Origin of the sequence: Bacillus sp. 205(2023) (genome assembly GCF_037027485.1) — a bacterium.
Classification (GTDB): Bacteria; Bacillota; Bacilli; order Bacillales; family Bacillaceae; genus Bacillus; species Bacillus halotolerans.
The window spans coordinates 82,665-99,116 of record NZ_JAXCHF010000002.1; the positions used below are offsets into that span (position 1 = coordinate 82,665).

General features: G+C 45.3%; 22 protein-coding genes. 3 read left to right on the plus strand and 19 right to left on the minus strand.

Annotation, left to right across the window (positions count from 1 at the left end; all coding sequences use genetic code 11):
- Position 1: 1 nt before the first annotated feature.
- From atpG to spoIIR, 16 genes are all read right to left on the minus strand, one after another.
- On the minus strand, positions 2 to 862 hold the full coding sequence (gene atpG, locus WA325_RS07920) for an ATP synthase F1 subunit gamma (protein WP_010332230.1): 861 nt from the start codon (positions 860 to 862) through the stop codon (positions 2 to 4).
- Positions 863 to 938: 76 nt separating this feature from the next.
- Positions 939 to 2,447, minus strand: coding sequence for a F0F1 ATP synthase subunit alpha (gene atpA, locus WA325_RS07925; protein WP_044159727.1), 1,509 nt, complete (start codon positions 2,445 to 2,447; stop codon positions 939 to 941).
- A 16-nt stretch (positions 2,448 to 2,463) separates the two neighbouring features.
- On the minus strand, positions 2,464 to 3,009 hold the full coding sequence (locus WA325_RS07930; protein ID WP_326049846.1) for a F0F1 ATP synthase subunit delta: 546 nt from the start codon (positions 3,007 to 3,009) through the stop codon (positions 2,464 to 2,466).
- The gene (gene atpF / locus WA325_RS07935; RefSeq protein WP_024123166.1) at positions 3,006 to 3,518 is read right to left on the minus strand and encodes a F0F1 ATP synthase subunit B; all 513 of its coding nucleotides are present in this window, start codon (positions 3,516 to 3,518) and stop codon (positions 3,006 to 3,008) included. The genes WA325_RS07930 and atpF overlap by 4 nt, the downstream gene beginning before the upstream one ends.
- A 162-nt stretch (positions 3,519 to 3,680) precedes the next feature.
- Positions 3,681 to 3,893 (minus strand): F0F1 ATP synthase subunit C, encoded by a 213-nt coding sequence (gene atpE / locus WA325_RS07940; RefSeq protein ID WP_003151167.1) that lies wholly within the window; start codon positions 3,891 to 3,893, stop codon positions 3,681 to 3,683.
- Between the two features lie 45 nt (positions 3,894 to 3,938).
- Positions 3,939 to 4,673, minus strand: coding sequence for a F0F1 ATP synthase subunit A (gene atpB, locus WA325_RS07945; RefSeq protein WP_024123167.1), 735 nt, complete (start codon positions 4,671 to 4,673; stop codon positions 3,939 to 3,941).
- Positions 4,674 to 4,680: 7 nt separating this feature from the next.
- Complete coding sequence (gene atpI / locus WA325_RS07950; RefSeq protein WP_010332235.1) at positions 4,681 to 5,064, minus strand: ATP synthase subunit I; 384 nt, start codon at positions 5,062 to 5,064, stop codon at positions 4,681 to 4,683.
- A 421-nt stretch (positions 5,065 to 5,485) separates the two neighbouring features.
- Positions 5,486 to 6,115, minus strand: a complete 630-nt coding sequence (gene upp, locus WA325_RS07955) for a uracil phosphoribosyltransferase (RefSeq protein WP_003235778.1) — start codon at positions 6,113 to 6,115, stop codon at positions 5,486 to 5,488.
- A gap of 134 nt (positions 6,116 to 6,249) precedes the next feature.
- Entirely contained in the window at positions 6,250 to 7,497 is a 1,248-nt protein-coding gene (glyA, locus tag WA325_RS07960; protein ID WP_105954104.1) for a serine hydroxymethyltransferase, read from the minus strand.
- A 208-nt stretch (positions 7,498 to 7,705) separates the two neighbouring features.
- Positions 7,706 to 8,248: a TIGR01440 family protein gene (locus WA325_RS07965; protein WP_024123168.1), complete on the minus strand. Its 543-nt coding sequence runs from the start codon at positions 8,246 to 8,248 to the stop codon at positions 7,706 to 7,708.
- A 12-nt stretch (positions 8,249 to 8,260) separates the two neighbouring features.
- Positions 8,261 to 8,710 (minus strand): ribose 5-phosphate isomerase B, encoded by a 450-nt coding sequence (gene rpiB / locus WA325_RS07970; protein WP_024123169.1) that lies wholly within the window; start codon positions 8,708 to 8,710, stop codon positions 8,261 to 8,263.
- A 157-nt stretch (positions 8,711 to 8,867) separates the two neighbouring features.
- Positions 8,868 to 9,320 (minus strand): low molecular weight protein arginine phosphatase, encoded by a 453-nt coding sequence (locus tag WA325_RS07975; RefSeq protein ID WP_105990808.1) that lies wholly within the window; start codon positions 9,318 to 9,320, stop codon positions 8,868 to 8,870.
- A gap of 75 nt (positions 9,321 to 9,395) precedes the next feature.
- On the minus strand, positions 9,396 to 9,953 hold the full coding sequence (locus tag WA325_RS07980) for a manganese efflux pump MntP (RefSeq protein WP_103671876.1): 558 nt from the start codon (positions 9,951 to 9,953) through the stop codon (positions 9,396 to 9,398).
- Between the two features lie 77 nt (positions 9,954 to 10,030).
- Positions 10,031 to 11,071 (minus strand): L-threonylcarbamoyladenylate synthase, encoded by a 1,041-nt coding sequence (locus WA325_RS07985; protein WP_105990807.1) that lies wholly within the window; start codon positions 11,069 to 11,071, stop codon positions 10,031 to 10,033.
- Between the two features lie 156 nt (positions 11,072 to 11,227).
- Positions 11,228 to 11,671: a hypothetical protein gene (locus tag WA325_RS07990; protein ID WP_024123174.1), complete on the minus strand. Its 444-nt coding sequence runs from the start codon at positions 11,669 to 11,671 to the stop codon at positions 11,228 to 11,230.
- Between the two features lie 67 nt (positions 11,672 to 11,738).
- The gene (spoIIR, locus tag WA325_RS07995; RefSeq protein ID WP_336183429.1) at positions 11,739 to 12,413 is read right to left on the minus strand and encodes a stage II sporulation protein R; all 675 of its coding nucleotides are present in this window, start codon (positions 12,411 to 12,413) and stop codon (positions 11,739 to 11,741) included.
- Positions 12,414 to 12,553: 140 nt separating this feature from the next.
- On the opposite strand from spoIIR, the gene WA325_RS08000 reads away from it, so the two are divergent.
- Complete coding sequence (locus WA325_RS08000; RefSeq protein ID WP_248338191.1) at positions 12,554 to 12,919, plus strand: UPF0715 family protein; 366 nt, start codon at positions 12,554 to 12,556, stop codon at positions 12,917 to 12,919.
- Between the two features lie 15 nt (positions 12,920 to 12,934).
- On the opposite strand, the gene WA325_RS08005 is transcribed toward WA325_RS08000, so the two are convergent.
- The 3 genes from WA325_RS08005 to prfA all read right to left on the minus strand — a co-directional run bounded on the left by WA325_RS08005 (position 12,935) and on the right by prfA (position 15,234).
- Positions 12,935 to 13,222: a DUF5316 family protein gene (locus WA325_RS08005; protein WP_105954109.1), complete on the minus strand. Its 288-nt coding sequence runs from the start codon at positions 13,220 to 13,222 to the stop codon at positions 12,935 to 12,937.
- 73 nt (positions 13,223 to 13,295) lie between these two features.
- Positions 13,296 to 14,162 carry a peptide chain release factor N(5)-glutamine methyltransferase gene (gene prmC / locus WA325_RS08010; RefSeq protein WP_326049849.1) on the minus strand — a complete coding sequence of 289 codons (867 nt, stop codon included), beginning with the start codon at positions 14,160 to 14,162 and terminating at the stop codon, positions 13,296 to 13,298.
- A 1-nt stretch (position 14,163) separates the two neighbouring features.
- On the minus strand, positions 14,164 to 15,234 hold the full coding sequence (gene prfA / locus WA325_RS08015; protein ID WP_024123179.1) for a peptide chain release factor 1: 1,071 nt from the start codon (positions 15,232 to 15,234) through the stop codon (positions 14,164 to 14,166).
- A 121-nt stretch (positions 15,235 to 15,355) separates the two neighbouring features.
- On the opposite strand from prfA, the gene gloA2 reads away from it, so the two are divergent.
- Positions 15,356 to 15,745 (plus strand): SMU1112c/YaeR family gloxylase I-like metalloprotein, encoded by a 390-nt coding sequence (gene gloA2 / locus WA325_RS08020; RefSeq protein WP_202853149.1) that lies wholly within the window; start codon positions 15,356 to 15,358, stop codon positions 15,743 to 15,745.
- Positions 15,746 to 15,866: 121 nt separating this feature from the next.
- Positions 15,867 to 16,421: a chromosome-anchoring protein RacA gene (racA, locus tag WA325_RS08025; RefSeq protein WP_095712809.1), complete on the plus strand. Its 555-nt coding sequence runs from the start codon at positions 15,867 to 15,869 to the stop codon at positions 16,419 to 16,421.
- Positions 16,422 to 16,452 lie beyond the last annotated feature (31 nt).

Here is a 16,452-nt window from a genome sequence, read left to right on the forward strand (position 1 = left end):
TCTATTCTAAAGCGGCTGCTCCGCCGACAATTTCCGTAATTTCTTGTGTGATCGCTGCTTGGCGAGCGCGGTTGTAAGAAAGCGAAAGTGAATCGATAAGATCCTTCGCATTGTCTGTCGCGTTTTTCATCGCCGTCATTCTTGCAGCATGTTCACTTGCTTTACTGTCAAGAAGCGCACCGAAGATTAAGCTTTCTGCGTATTGAGGAAGCAAAACCTCCAGAACCTCCTCTTCAGACGGTTCAAATTCATAAGACGCCGTTCTTTTTCCGCCGCCGCCCAAATCAGATAGCGGCAGAAGTTTTTTCTCCGTCACTTCTTGAGAAATGGCGCTGACATAATGGTTATATACAAGGTGCAATTCATCAAATGCACCGTCTATAAACATTTGAATCGTTTGACGGGCAAGGTCCTTAATTTCTGAAAACGACACTTCGTCTCCAAGTCCTGTTAACTCAGAAATGATCGGAATGTCGCGTTTTTTAAAGAAATCACGGCCCACTCGTCCGATAACGATCACTGCATACTCATCCTTAGACTGATGACGTTCTTGAATGGCCTGATAAGCACTTCGTAAAACCGAACTGTTAAAAGCGCCAGCAAGACCGCGGTCAGATGTAATAACGAGGTATGCCGTCTTTTTCACTTCTCTGCTGAGAAGCATCGGATGTTTCGCGCTGCCGGATACTTTTCCGACATTTGATACAACCTCTTGGATCTTATCCATATATGGCACAAATGATTTTGCATTGTTTTCAGCACGATTCAGCTTAGCTGCAGATACCATCTGCATGGCTTTTGTAATCTGGCTCGTTTTTTTCGTTGACGTGATCCTTGACTTAATATCGCGTAATGAGGCCAAAGATTTCACCACCTTTTCTCTTCATTTGCGTAAAAAGAGAGAAAAAGAGAACCTTTTTCTCTCATCAGCATTCGAGTTAGTTGCTTGGTGCAAATGTGCGTTTGAAGCCTTCGATTGCAGCTGCGAAGTCTTCATCAGCAGGAAGGTTCCCTGTTTTTGCAATTCCGTCAAGCAGCTCTTTATGGTTTTGGTCAAGGTACATGTAGTACTCTTCTTCAAAACGTCTGATGTCCGCTACAGGAATATCATCAAGATATCCTTTTGTCAGCGCATAAAGAATGGCTACCTGTTTTTCAACCGGAAGCGGCTTGTTCAGATCCTGCTTCAGTACTTCAACTGTGCGCGCACCGCGGTTCAGTTTCGCCTGAGTCGCTTGGTCGAGGTCAGATCCGAATTGAGCGAATGCTTCCAGCTCACGGTATGATGCAAGATCAAGACGCAATGTTCCTGATACTTTTTTCATCGCTTTGATTTGCGCGGAACCGCCGACACGTGATACAGACAATCCGGCGTTGATCGCTGGGCGTACGCCTGAGAAGAACAAATCAGATTGCAGGAATATCTGTCCGTCGGTGATGGAAATAACGTTTGTCGGGATATACGCTGAGATATCTCCGGCTTGAGTTTCTACGAACGGCAGAGCTGTAATTGATCCTGCGCCTTTCGCGTCGCTAAGCTTTGCTGCACGCTCAAGCAGACGGGAATGAAGATAGAATACATCCCCCGGGAACGCTTCACGGCCTGGCGGACGGCGAAGAAGCAAGGACAGCTCACGGTAAGCAGCCGCTTGTTTAGAAAGATCATCGTATACAACAAGAACGTGCTTGCCATTGTACATAAATTCTTCTGCCATTGTAACCCCTGCATACGGAGCAAGGTACAGAAGCGGTGCCGGCTGTGACGCAGACGCCGTTACAACAATTGTATAATCAAGCGCGCCGTGCTTACGCAATGTTTCTACTACGCCGCGGACTGTAGATTCTTTTTGACCGATCGCTACATATACGCAGATCATGTCTTGGTCTTTTTGGTTTAAGATCGAATCGATCGCAACAGATGTTTTACCTGTTTGACGGTCACCGATGATCAGCTCACGCTGGCCGCGGCCGATTGGAATCAGTGCATCAATTGCTTTAATACCAGTTTGAAGCGGTTCATGAACGGATTTACGGTCCATAACACCAGGTGCCTGGCTTTCGATCGGACGAGTTTTGCTTGTGAGGATCGGGCCAAGTCCGTCTACCGGCTGACCTAACGGGTTCACAATACGGCCGATTAATTCTTCACCGACAGGAACCTCCATGATGCGGCCTGTTCTTTTTACTTCGTCCCCTTCACGGATCTCTGTGTAAGGTCCTAAGATAACGATACCTACGTTTGATTCTTCAAGGTTTTGAGCCATACCCAAAACGCCGTTTGAAAATTCAACAAGTTCACCGGCCATACAGTTGTCAAGACCGTGTACACGAGCGATACCGTCACCGACTTGGATGACTGTACCTACGTCATGAACTTCAATTTCAGATTGATAATTTTGTATTTGCTGTTTTATCAGCGTGCTAATCTCTTCAGCTTTGATGCTCACTTAGGTTTCACCCCTTCTATCGATTTTCCCCGGCAAGTTGACGTTCAATGCGCTGAAGCTTTCCGCTTACGCTGCCGTCAAAAATCCGGTTTCCAATGCGGACTTTAATGCCGCCTATTAAATCCGTCTGCACTTCATTTCTGATTCTCAGAGAAGCGACTCCGGCTTTTTTTGCAAACACTTGTGATAATGATGAAATTTCCGCATCCGTCAGCGGTTTAACTGAATATACAATTGCGTCTTCTGTTTGACGGGCCTCGTTTGCGAGTTTCACAAACTCATCTGTGAGATCAGGCACAATTGATGCCCGATGACGGTCAATCAAAAGAAAAATCGTATGGAGCACGGACTGTGATAAAGATCCAAAAGCGTTTTGGATGAGTTCTTTTTTCTTTTTGCCCGGCACCTTCGGATGGTTTAACACATCATTTAGCGCTTTTTCATTTTGAAATACTTCTTTTACAACTTTTAGCTCTTCTTCTACCTGATTGAGCTGAGAGGACTCATTGGCAATATCGAAAAGAGCTGATGCATATCGTTTAGAGACAGCTGATCCACTCATCGGCTTTCTCCTACCTCTTTAAGATAGTCCTGGATCAATTTCTCTTGAGCCTGTTCATCCAGTTCTTTTTCGATCACTTTCGACGCAATCATGACAGAAAGAGACGCTACTTGCTCACGGAGAGCAGAAACCGCCTGTTCTTTTTCCTTCACGATTTCAGTTCTGGCTGCTTCTTTCAGACGTTCAGATTCTGCACGCGCAGCCTGAATAATCTCTTCTTTTTGGTTCTCTCCCAGTTTCTTCGCATTTTCGATAAGCGTTTGGGATTCCTGTCTTGCTTCTTTTAACATAGCGCGCTGCTCATCAATAAGCTGCTGCGCTTCTTTATTTTTTTCTTCAGCAGACGTAATTTCTCCAGCGATATGATCTTCACGCTGTTTCATTATGTTTAATAGCGGCCCTAAAGCGTATTTCTTCAGAAGCGCTAATAAAATTAACATAGCTAACAGTTGGAACAGGATATCTCCGCCGTTAAACGACAGTCCTAGTTCAAGTGGTAATTGAGACATCTACTACGGCAACTCCCTTCTGCAGGTTTTTCTTTGCTGATCCAGCAGCCGCACTTGTCTCTTTTCAGCCGGCAAGGCGGGATGCTTATCAGACATAAAGCAATGGCGAAGGTTCTCTTGGAATGATCTTCGCCATTTTTAGTTCATATAAGGCTTTTATGCTTAGCCAAAGAACGCTAAGAATGCGATAACGACAGCGATAATAGGAAGGGCCTCAACTAATGCGATACCCATGAACATAAGAGTTCTAAGTTCTTTACCTGCCTCCGGCTGACGGGCAATCCCCTCTACCGTACGTGAAACAATCAAACCGTTACCAATACCTGCACCAAGTGCGCCTAAACCAATTGCAATCGCAGCTGCTATTAAATTCATGAAAAAGTTCCTCCTTTAAAATGTTATCCGTTTGGATATAATGTTTTAATGATCATTACTGATTTTATGAGACATGTACACCATCGTCAGCATCGTAAAGATAAACGCCTGGATGGCACCTATAAATAAACTGAATGCCTGCCATGCCAGCATCGGCAGAATGGCACCGATTGTACCGACAAGTCCGAGAACCACGCTTTGCGAATAGAAGCTTGTCGCTAATCCCGCAAGCAGGCCGAGAAGAATCTCACCGGCGAAGATGTTACCATAAAGCCGCAAACCGAGAGTCAGCGTATTCGCAAACTCTTCTATGATTTTCATCGGGAGCATGAACGGAACAGGTCTTAAATACTCCTTGGAATATTCCTTGAGCCCTTTCATCTTTACACCATAATAATGGGTTAAAGCGACGACCATTACGGCAAGCGTTAATGTAATGGCAGGATCGGCTGTCGGAGATTTCCACCAGAGCTCATGTCCGATTGTGACAGAGAACGGCAGCCCCAGCATATTCGACACAAATATGTACATCAGCAATGTGACACCAAGTGCCAAGAAGTTAGCCCCTGTTTTCAAATCCATTGTACTGCCGATAATATTGCGGACAAAATCAACAATCCATTCCATAAAGTTCTGGGCTTTTCCGGGACGGATCGAAAGCGTTCTTGTGGTAAGGATGGCAATCAATAACACGATCACACTCGCCACAGTAATCATCAGAATGTTTGTCAGATTAAAAGTAAGTCCTAGAAATTCAATAGTTCTGTATTCATGATTCAAAGGGTTTTCACCTCTCTTCCATTGATGAACGTTTAAGCTGGATAAAGGAATCTATCATAATGACAGGATAAATTGTCATTAATCCAATAACTGTACTTGCCATATGAAAATGCTCGGGATATTTATAGGCGACAGCCGCAGCAAGAATCGCATTGCACCACCGCGCTGCGCTCCCAAGGGATCGTATGGACTTGCCTTTCGCAACGGCCCTGTCAAAAGCATTCATTCTTCTGACGAGCAGTAAAAAATTAAACAAACTGAAAACAGTTCCCAGAATAAGGCCTAAAAAAACGGTTTTATACGCTGTTAAACCATAACCCAGTACATACGCTGCCAAAATGAACAATAGATATTTTCGTTGTCTGCTAAATTGTAGCTTGGGATCGTCCATCAACTATCTGTCTCCTGATGAAAAAATAATGTATTTCTTGGATACGGCAAAATCAGCGGTTAACCCTAGTAGAAGACCTTTTTTGTCCGGCAAAACGGGCCTGTTCGAAAAAATCATTCATCCGCAAGCCTTGCAGGGATGCTGTTTCATTCGCTTGAATAAATCCTCATAAAACGGGTTTTCTGGGAGGATTTACATTGGGGATGAGGACTATAATGAAAGCTATGAAAACCTTCTCATAATACCCTCGTTTAGCATACAATAGCCCCTAACATGTGTCAATCTGTTTAAAGTTAAAAAACTTTTTATACTGTAAGCCTCCACAGAATGTTCACATTTTCACCTATAATTGTATAGAGATTCACCGAATAGCAAATAACTGGATAACAAAAAAAGAAAACCCGCCAACGGGTTTTCTTTTTTATTTTGTTCCGAACATACGGTCTCCTGCGTCTCCGAGACCCGGAACGATATAACCTTTTTCATTTAATTTTTCATCAAGCGCCGCTATGTAAATATCCACGTCAGAATGATGCTTCTGCAATTCTTCCACACCTTCAGGCGCAGCTACGAGACACATGAAACGGATGTTTTTCGCACCGCGTTTTTTCAGGCTGTTAATCGCTTCAACTGCGGAACCGCCTGTGGCCAGCATCGGGTCAACCACGATGAATTCACGCTCTTCCACATCAGAAGGAAGCTTCACATAGTATTCCACGGGTTTTAAGGTTTCAGGATCACGGTACAGACCGACATGTCCCACTTTTGCCGCAGGGATCAGTTTCAAGATGCCTTCAACCATTCCTAAACCTGCTCTGAGAATAGGAACAACCCCGAGTTTTTTCCCTGAGATGACTTTCGATTTCGCAGTCTGAACCGGTGTGTTGATATCCACTTCCTCTAGAGGGAGATCACGGGTAATTTCAAACGCCATAAGCGTGGCTACTTCGTCTACAAGCTCTCTAAAATCCTTCGTGCCTGTCTCTACATTCCGAATATATGTCAGCTTGTGCTGAATTAAAGGATGATCAAATACATAAACCTTTCCCATACTGTGTTTCAGCTCCTTTTTTATTGTCCCATCGACAATTTCACACTTCTATTGATTCTACAAAAAAAGACATTGAGTTTCAAGGACATCGTCAAAAAACCCGCCGGGCATAAGCCCGAGCGGGTTTTTCAATCTTAGTAATCTAATTCTTTATATAGAGGGAACTTGCCAGTCAGAGCAGCTACGCGCTGTCTTGCTTCTTCAAGTTTTCCTTCATCTTCGTGGTTTTTCAATGCAAGCGCAATGATGGCACCGACTTCATCCAATGCCTCTCCGTCAAAACCGCGGCTTGTCACAGCAGCTGTTCCGAGACGGATACCGCTTGTTACGAACGGTTTTTCAGGATCGTATGGAATCGCGTTTTTGTTTGATGTAATCCCGATTTCATCAAGCACATGCTCTGCAACCTTGCCTGTCAGTCCGAGAGAACGAAGATCAACCAGGATGAGGTGGTTGTCAGTTCCGCCGGAAACGAGCTGAACACCCTCTTTTGTTAATGATTCTGCAAGACGCTTCGCGTTTGAAATCACGTTTTGTGCGTATGTTTTGAAATCATCGCGCAATACTTCGCCGAATGAAACAGCTTTTGCGGCAATTACGTGCATCAGCGGTCCGCCTTGAATGCCAGGGAAGATGGACTTATCAATTTTCTTGCCGAACTCTTCACGGCAAAGGATCATACCGCCGCGAGGTCCGCGAAGTGTTTTATGTGTCGTTGTTGTAACGAAATCAGCGTAAGGAACCGGGTTTGGATGAAGGCCTGCCGCAACAAGTCCTGCGATATGCGCCATATCCACCATAAAGTAAGCGCCGACTTCATCAGCAATTTCACGGAATTTCTTAAAGTCGATTGTACGAGGATACGCACTTGCTCCTGCCACGATTAGCTTAGGCTTGTGAGCGAGAGCTTTTTCACGCACGTCATCGTAATCAATATGTTGAGTTTCTTTATCTACGCCGTACTCAACAAAGTTATATTGAACACCGCTGAAGTTAACTGGACTTCCGTGTGTTAAATGACCGCCGTGGGAGAGGTTCATCCCAAGTACAGTATCGCCTTGTTCCAAAATCGTGAAATAGACAGCCATGTTTGCTTGTGCGCCTGAATGTGGCTGAACGTTTACATGCTCCGCTCCAAAGATTTCCTTCGCGCGGTCACGAGCGATATCTTCAACGACATCGACGTGCTCACATCCGCCATAATAGCGTTTGCCAGGATATCCTTCAGCGTATTTGTTTGTTAAAACAGAACCTTGTGCTTCCATAACCGCTTCACTTACAAAGTTTTCAGAAGCAATCAATTCGATCTTAGTCTGTTGGCGTTCACGCTCATTTTTAATGGCGTTAAACACCTGTTCGTCTTGCGCAGGTAAATGTTTCATCAGCGAGATCCTCTCCTATCCGTATCCTGTTCTTTGTTTTTACCACCACTATTGTACATGGTTTTTTAGGCCGATGTAAAAGATTATTTTCAAAAAAACGAAAATTTTATTGGCAAAAACGAATATTTATAACTTAAATTTAATTTAAAGTTCGGAATTTATTTCAGCGGCGAAAATTAAAGAAAAGACTGGCCCATGCAGTCCTTTCTCATTCACACTCATAAACTGCCCGCATTCCGCCGATCAGCTTTGGCCGTGTGCGCGCCAATGTCACATGGGCAGCACCGAGACTGTTCTGAGAAATGCGTACAGGAACAGCAACCGGCTTTAAGTGCATGCCGATAAACGTGTCGCCTATATCTATTCCGGCATCTGCCTGAATGGTTTCTACCAGAACAGGAGACTTCATTTGCTTAAACGCATAAGAAGCCATCGCCCCGCCCGCTTTTGGAACAGGTACAGCGGAAACGGCCGGAAGCCTGAACAGCTCGGCCGTTTCTTCCTCCACTACAAGCGCTCTGTTTAAATGCTCACAGCATTGAAACGCCAGATGGATTCCCGTTTTTTCCTTCAGCTCTGCAAGTCCGCTGTAGATGCTTTCCGCGATGTCTGTACTGCCTGATGTGCCAATATGGCTGCCGGCCACTTCGCTTGTGCTGCAACCAAGGACAAAGAGCTGATTTTCTTTCAATCCCGCTTTGTCCTGAAACTCTGACAGCATCGTCTTCCACGTTTGTGTGATCTCACTCATCGAGCAGCACCCCTACAGGTTTTTCTCTTCATAGTCCGAGATTTTTCCGATGCGGGTTTGGTGTCTTCCGCCAGTAAATTCAGTGGTCAGCCAGATTTTCGCAATTTCACGTGCCAAACCGGGTCCAATCACCCGTTCGCCCATCGCGAGGATATTAGTATCGTTATGTTCTCTCGTCGCCTTTGCACTGAATGTATCATGTGCCAGCGCACAGCGGATGCCTTTGACTTTATTGGCGGAAATGCTCATGCCAATGCCTGTCCCGCAAATTAAAATGCCTCTGTCCACTTCACCGTTTACTACTTTTTCGGCCACCGGAAAAGCATAGTCCGGATAATCGACAGATCCGCTGCCGCAGTCACAGCCCATATCGACATATTCAATTTGCAATTCGTCCATTAGATCTTTGATTTCGTTTCGAATGTGAACGCCGCCATGATCCGATGCTATGGCTACTTTCATCAGCTTTTCCTCCCAGCGTGTGTGATGCGGCCCGCCCGCTTTGTTGACCGCGCAGCCTGTCCGCTCATTGATTCACACCATATCGATGTGCTTTTCACTATATTCTACTCCTTCACGCAGGATTTGCAAATGACCTGTCTGCAGATTCTCTGACAAGTTATTTGCCGTTATTTTTCAATCGTTCTGCCAGCTGCTGAAGAAGCTCTTCAAGCTCATCTCTCGTTTTTTTGTAAATTTCAACGGAGCCGCCAAACGGGTCTATAATATCGCCCCGGCTGCCTGTCACATATTCTTTTAGCGTAAACACTTTATCACGATAACGTTCGAATTGGCTGACGATAACCTGTTTGTGCTGGTGGGTCATTGCCAGAACCAAATCTGCCGATTCCATATGTTCTTCAGTTAATGGCGAAGAAACATGATTAAGGGCAATGCGCTTTTCAAAAAGCGCTTCGACCGCGTGAGGCGACGCTTTCCCGTTAGGTGAGGCAAATACGCCTGCCGAGCGGATGCTGACATCCAGCCCTTCCGCTTCTGCAATTGATTTAAAAAGCGCCTCAGCCATTGGACTGCGGCACGTATTTCCAGTACAGACAAAAATGATGTTCATGTCAGTCACCCCTTATTTTTTTCTATTATATATGAAGAAAAAAGAAACGGCGACATCGTTTCTTTTATTGGTATATTAAATTGGCAAAAGCAGCTTAAGGCCAAATACGATTAATATGGTCCCCCCGAGCGCTTCACTGTATGAGCCGAGCCAGGACTGTACTTGCTTTCCGATTATCAGGCCCAGCCAAGTCAACATCATGCTGAAAAGCCCAAACAGGGTAATGGTGAGAAGCGGATGCGAGCCGTATATTCCAAGGCTCAGACCGACGGAGAAACTATCGAGGCTGACGCCGACTGCAAATAACAATAAGCCAGGCCCAGCCGGTGACATCAAACGTTCTTCTGACTGTTTAAAAGATGCGATCACCATTTGAACACCGAGAACAAACAGCAGCGAACCCCCGATATATACGGCTACCATGCCGAGGAGTCCTGACAGCATATTTCCCGCCGCCATCCCTCCTAGAGGCATGATGACGTGAAAGAGACCGATAATGAATCCAATATAGATTATCTGCTTTTTTCTGAGTTTGACCATGCCCATTCCGAGGCCGACAGAAAAAGCATCCATACCTAAAGCAAACGCCATGATGCTTAAGGTAATCAGTTCGCCTATAAACATATCCGACATCACATGCATAACCCCCTTGGACACGCCCGCTTTTTTAGCCTATGCGTGTCCAAAAGGGGTTAGAACTTCTGACTGTGTCAGCGAATCACTCTTCCTCCGGCTGCTTTCATCAGCCTGTTCATAATAGCAAGTCCGACGCCTGTGTCAGGAAACGATTCTGCAATAATAAAATCAACCTTTTCTTCATCAAAACTGCGCAATGCATCATAGAGGGCTGCCGCTACTGTTTCAAGCTGATCTCTTCTGCCGCAGCTCTTCACAAAGTCAGCCGAATAAAAATCCGCATTTTCTTCTGTCGTCAGGACGCCGACCCGTTTTCCGCCCTGCTGATATTCTTGAATAAGCGTTTGAATGCGCTCAGGGCTTCCTTCAGAAATAACAAGCGGCGCTGACGGCGCGTAATGTGTATATTTCATTCCCGGAGAAATCGGCTTCTCATTTTGATCAGCAAGCCCTTTATCCACAAGAATCGGTCCGATTTCGGCTTCTATTTGTTCTTTTGTAATGCCGCCCGGACGAAGGAGCACAGGGGTTTCTCCTGCACATGAAAGTACGGTTGATTCGACACCGATTCCCGTAGATCCCCCATCCATCATTCCAGCTATGCGGCCATCCAAGTCGTGAGCCACGTGTTCAGCCTTTGTCGGACTTGGTTTGCCTGATAAATTAGCACTCGGCGCTGCAATCGGGAGACCCGCGGCACGGATGAGTGCCAGAGCCAGCGGATGATCAGGCATTCTGACGGCCACTGTATCCAGCCCTGCCGTTACACGGGGTGACAGCGCACCAGGTTTACAAGGCAAAATCAGTGTAAGCGCCCCTGGCCAAAAGCGCTTCATTAATATTTTCGCCTTTTCTGGCGCCGGGCCTGTTAAACCGTCAAGCTGACTGATATCCGCAATGTGGACAATCAGTGGATTATCACTCGGCCGCCCTTTCGCCTCATATATTTTTTTGACCGCATCTGTGCTTTTCGCATTTGCGCCGAGACCATACACAGTTTCTGTCGGAAACGCGACAACCTCATTTTCCCGGAGCAAAGCGGCTGCTTGTGCAATTTGTGGATCATTTGTGGATAACTCGTCCATTACATCCACAAACCATCTTTTCGTTTTCATTTCTGACCAAACTCCTTATTCACAACAATAAAACGATCGTTTTACGCGTGTAATCCTTTTGAAAGTATAAAAGATGTCCTGTAATAAAACAAGCGTTATCCACAAATTGTGGACAACGCATATAAAGAAGTGGATAAGTTTGTGTATAAATCTCACTTATCCGGATGCTTTTTTCATTAAGACGGCCCCTTCCGCTTGCCTTGATTCACAGAAGTGATCCGAGGCAAACAGCTCTTCCGGCACACTCTCTGCCCGTTCAAAGCCCATGGCCCCCAGGAAATCAGCCGAAGAATGCTGATTGGCTACCAAGTATACCGTTTTAATCTCATGCTTTTCACAAAGCACCTCCATGCTTTGAAAGAGCGATACAATATGACCTTGGTGAAGCTTGTCCGATATCACAAGTGAGCGAAGCAGGGCTTGATCGCAGCTGATTTTTTCGATCCCCAGACAGCCGGCTATGTTTTTCTCGCTGTCCTCCAGCATCAGAAACTGGGTGAACCCTTCCTTTACGCCCTCATGATTCGTTTTGGCCTGTTTTAAAAATTCCTCAAGTATGTCTCCGTCCTTTTCCCTTGCCACCCGCAGTTGATAAAACATTCGTTCACCCCGTTTTCAGCGTTCTTTCTTCCAATCTATGAAGCAAATCTATTTTTAGACCTGGCGATTAAGAAAAAAGATCGGAAAACCATTCGACAACGAAGAATTTCACTTCTGTATTGTCTTCTTTCTCTTTCTTATCTTCTTTTTCAGCTTTCTCCGCTTTGGCTGTTAAGTCCTCAAGCGCTTTTTCTGTTTGTTTTTTTGATGCTTCTTTATCTTCTTGTTCTTTTACGGCTTCCCCATTCGAAAAATCAAGAAAGCAGAGCGGCGGGAATAACACGCACCACCAATTGGCACCTTCACCGTTCCCAAGCGTAATCAGAATGGCTTCGTATTCTCCAGCAGGATATACCATGCTGCCATAAAGTTTTGTCGGAAATGAGATTTTGTCAAAATCAACAGATATTGATTGACTGGCGCCTTCTTTTTCCATGGTTTCTTTTGCAATTTCCTTGATATCAGGCAGCTTTGAGCGGATCAAACGCCGCGCTTCTTCAATAGAAGTAATATCCTTGACCCATGTTGTGATTTCTTTATTGACGGCGTCTCTGATATGACGCTTTAATGCTTGGTCCTCGCCACGATCGCTGTTTGCCAATATTCTCAGGCGAATCGCCTCGTCCGGAATGACAACCGGCTCATTTTCAGATTGCTGTGCCGTCTCTTCTTTCGCCAATCCTACGAGTGCCCCAGATAATAAAAGAAACATATATATACAAATGATAACTGTTTTTTTCATCGGTCCCCACCGTTCCTCTCCGTGCTTTGTATCTAGCCCTATTATGGACAAGGAACGTATGGAGTAAACCTGCAGCGGCAAAAAAATCTAGCAAGCTTTTAATCTAATTTATGGTACGATAGTGTTTTAGGAGGTTTAAAATGAAATATAATTACACAGTGCTGCTGTCAGCGTTCACGATGTCAGTTCTTTATTCGATTATTTACATTCATTCCTTTATTATAGCTGCTCTCGTAACGATGGCCTTTTATTTCTTATTCCCTTATTTAATATTCGCGCTGCCGCTTCAGATCATGATGAATAAAAAGCCGAAACGGTTCAGCCCTTTGTACTTGCTGTATTATCTTGCCGCGGCGTTTATCGCCAACGCGATCATCTTTGGGGTGCTGCAGCCTTCCGGGCAATCCCTGCTTCAAAATACAGCCTTTTACATCTTCGCTGTATTAACAGCTGTTGTCTACTGGATATGGGATTCTGTTTTGCTGCAAAAAAAGGAAGCCTCCTAAGGGCTTCCTTTTTCATTAGATCAAAACGGTCAATAGATAACATAGAATAGAAGGTATGGCAGCAACAAAGAAAGCAGCTGATATTTTCAACCGGGCTGTCCGGCCTTCTTTGGTTTCTGAATGGTAATTTGCCCGCTGGTTGCTTCCGCTTACAGCTAAACCCGATGTCACAATGGCAAGCCCGATCAAAACAAGAGACGCAATGCCGAAAATGTATTCATAAGAAATGGCTTGCGCAAAAATAGAACCCACCATACTTTCAATGGCAATAAGTAAAATTCCTGCTGTCAGGGCCTTTTTCATCTTTTACATCCCCTTTGCTGGTGTTAAAACAGCTTGCTGGTCCCGTTCTTATCTCAACTCACCAGCAAGCTGCTTATTTATTCTTATGAATTACCGCGCATATGGTTCTGTCTTTTCCGTTAATATCCTTCAGGACTTCAACTGCCGCATCCTTAAACGCATGCAGAATCAGCTCTTTTACAGCTGCGCCCTGCTTCCACCCGATTTCAAAGACGACAAGCGCGGTATTCTTCATGACCAGCGGAATGGCTTCCATAAACCGCTTATAAAATTTCAGCCCGTCTCCGCCGTCAGTGAGGGCATGCAAAGGTTCATGGAAACGGACAATCCCAGATAAATCGGCCATTTCTTCTTCAGAAATATAAGGAGGGTTTGAGACGATAATATCCGCTTTTTTTCCTGCCTTAATAAAGGGCTCAAGCAGGTCGCCTTGAAGAAAATGCACCTCCGCTCCGAGCTTTTCCGCATTGGCTGAAGCAACGTCCAGCGCCTCTTTGGAGATATCAATCGCTGAAACAGAAAAGTTTTTGTTTTCCAGTGCAAGCGTGACGGCTATTGCGCCGCTGCCGGTGCCGACATCTACCACTTCGAGCTGTTCTCCTTCAGAAAAGACACTTCTATATTTCTCAAGAAGATGGCAGACAACCTCTTCCGTTTCCGGACGCGGGATCAGCACATCATCATTCACCATAAATTCCCGTCCGTAAAAAAACTCTATTCCGATAATGTACTGAACCGGTACGCCTTCTTTGTGCATATCGACGTGGCGTTTAAAGCGATACAGCTCATCTTCGCCGATCGGTTCCTGCAGGCTGGCGAGCAGCTTGCTTCTATCCATTCCGGTATCATAAAGCAAAAGCAGTTCAGCCGCATTTTCTTCTCTTCCCGCTTCCGTTAAATAAGAAGAAGCCCATTTCAGGGCTTCAAATATCGTCTTCATCTTAACTATCCGCCTGCTGAAGCTTGCTTGCCTGATCTTCTACAATCAGTGTTTCAACCACTTCGTCAAGTTTTCCTTCAAGAATCTGATCAAGCTTTTGAATGGTCAGGCCGATTCTGTGATCCGTCACACGGTTTTGCGGGAAGTTGTATGTGCGGATACGCTCAGAGCGGTCACCTGATCCGACAGCCGATTTCCGTGTTTGATCATATTCAGCCTGTGCTTCCTGCTGAAATTTATCGTAGATTCTGGCACGGAGAACCTTCATTGCTTTTTCTTTGTTTTTGATTTGAGATTTTTCATCCTGGCATGATACGACAACGCCTGTCGGCAAATGCGTCAGACGAACGGCAGACATTGTCGTGTTCACGCTTTGTCCGCCCGGTCCGCTTGAAGCAAACGTATCAACACGGATATCCTTCTCATGAATGTCAACCTCTACCTCTTCGGCCTCAGGAAGACATGCTACTGTTGCAGTAGAAGTATGGATACGGCCGCCTGATTCTGTTTCCGGAACACGCTGAACACGGTGAGCGCCGTTTTCATATTTGAGTTTAGAATATGCGCCGCTGCCCGTAATCATAAAGATGATCTCTTTGTAGCCGCCCGTTCCGGTTACACTTGCTTCCATGACCTCGGTTTTCCAGCCTTGAAGCTCGGCATAGCGGGAATACATTCTGTACAGGTTGCCTGCAAATAAAGCAGCTTCCTCTCCGCCTGCAGCTCCGCGGATCTCCATGATAACGTTTTTATCATCATTAGGATCTTTCGGGATCAGGAGCACCTTCAGACGCTCTGACAGTGTTTCCGTTTCTTTCTGGAGTTCAGAAATCTCTTCCTTCACCATGTCGCGCATCTCAGCATCAAGCTTATCCTCAAGCATTGCTTTTGCATCAGCCAGCTGTTCTGACGCATCTCTGTATTGTCTATATACGTCAACTGTTTCTTGTATATCAGATTGCTCTTTCGAATATTCTCTAAGCTTTTTCGGATCGTTGACAACTTCTGGATCGCTTAAAAGCTCATTTAATTTTTCATATCGTTCTTCGATTGACTTTAAACGGTCTAACACGGTCTTCACCTCTGTTTTCCTGTGCGTAACATTCTCATTATAGTATAGGGACTATCGCCAGTCAAAAGCATTTCAATCCCAGTTAAAAAAGCCTCCTCTGCTATACTGAAAAAGAGGAGGGATCGTATTGCTTACATCCATACATCATATTGCAATCATATGCTCAGAATATGAAAAGTCGAAAGCTTTCTACGTACATAAGCTCGGTTTTCAGGTGATACAAGAAACATACCGAGAAGAGCGCGACTCCTACAAGCTTGATTTGTCGCTTAACGGCTCGTACGTCATTGAGCTGTTTTCGTTCCCTGATCCGCCCGCACGTCAAACCCGTCCTGAAGGTGCAGGGCTCCGTCATCTTGCCTTTACGGTCAGCAGCTTAGAACAGGCTGTTCAGGAGCTTCACGAAAAAGGAATCGAGACAGAGCCAATCAGGACAGATCCGCTGACAGGCAAGCGGTTCACCTTCTTTTTTGATCCCGATCAGCTTCCGTTAGAGCTGTATGAGCAATAACGGTTTTTGAAGAAAAAAGGGAGATGCCCACTTTCTTTGCCGAATCTTTTCTTGTTTTGTCTAATAGGAAGGGAACCGCTCCCCATGGTCGAATACCTAGCTAAAAAGGAGGTATGGGATCATGAATACAAATATGGTAGCAAGTGAACTCGGCGTCTCCGCAAAAACAGTGCAGCGGTGGGTGAAGCAGCTGAACCTTCCGGCTGAACGGAACGAGCTCGGACACTATTCGTTTACGGCTGAAGATGTGCAAGTCCTGAAATCTGTTCAAAAACAAATTTCTGAAGGCACGGCGCTTCAGGATATCAATGTGCCGCAAAGCAATAAGAAGCGCACAGGCTTCCTTGTCCAAAAAACAAACAGTGACACAGAGAAAAGAATCGAACAGCTCGAACAAAAGCTTGACACCTTATTACAGCAAAAACAGGACGAAAACGGGCTGCTGGCAAGAATTGAGGAACTGGAACGCCAGCTTAAACAAAAAGCCGATGAGGGCGTATCCTATCAGCTTCTGCAGCACAGAAGAGAAATTGATGACATTCTTGCTGATCTGCAATCACTGACCTCACATATGAAAGAATTCACCGCTCAGCCGACCCCTGAGACTGCTGCTTCTTCCGAAAAAATAAAAACAAGAAAAAAACCGCTGCTGTCACTGTTTAAATTTCAAACGTAAAGTAAAAAAGCTCCCCTTAAAGGGAGCTTTT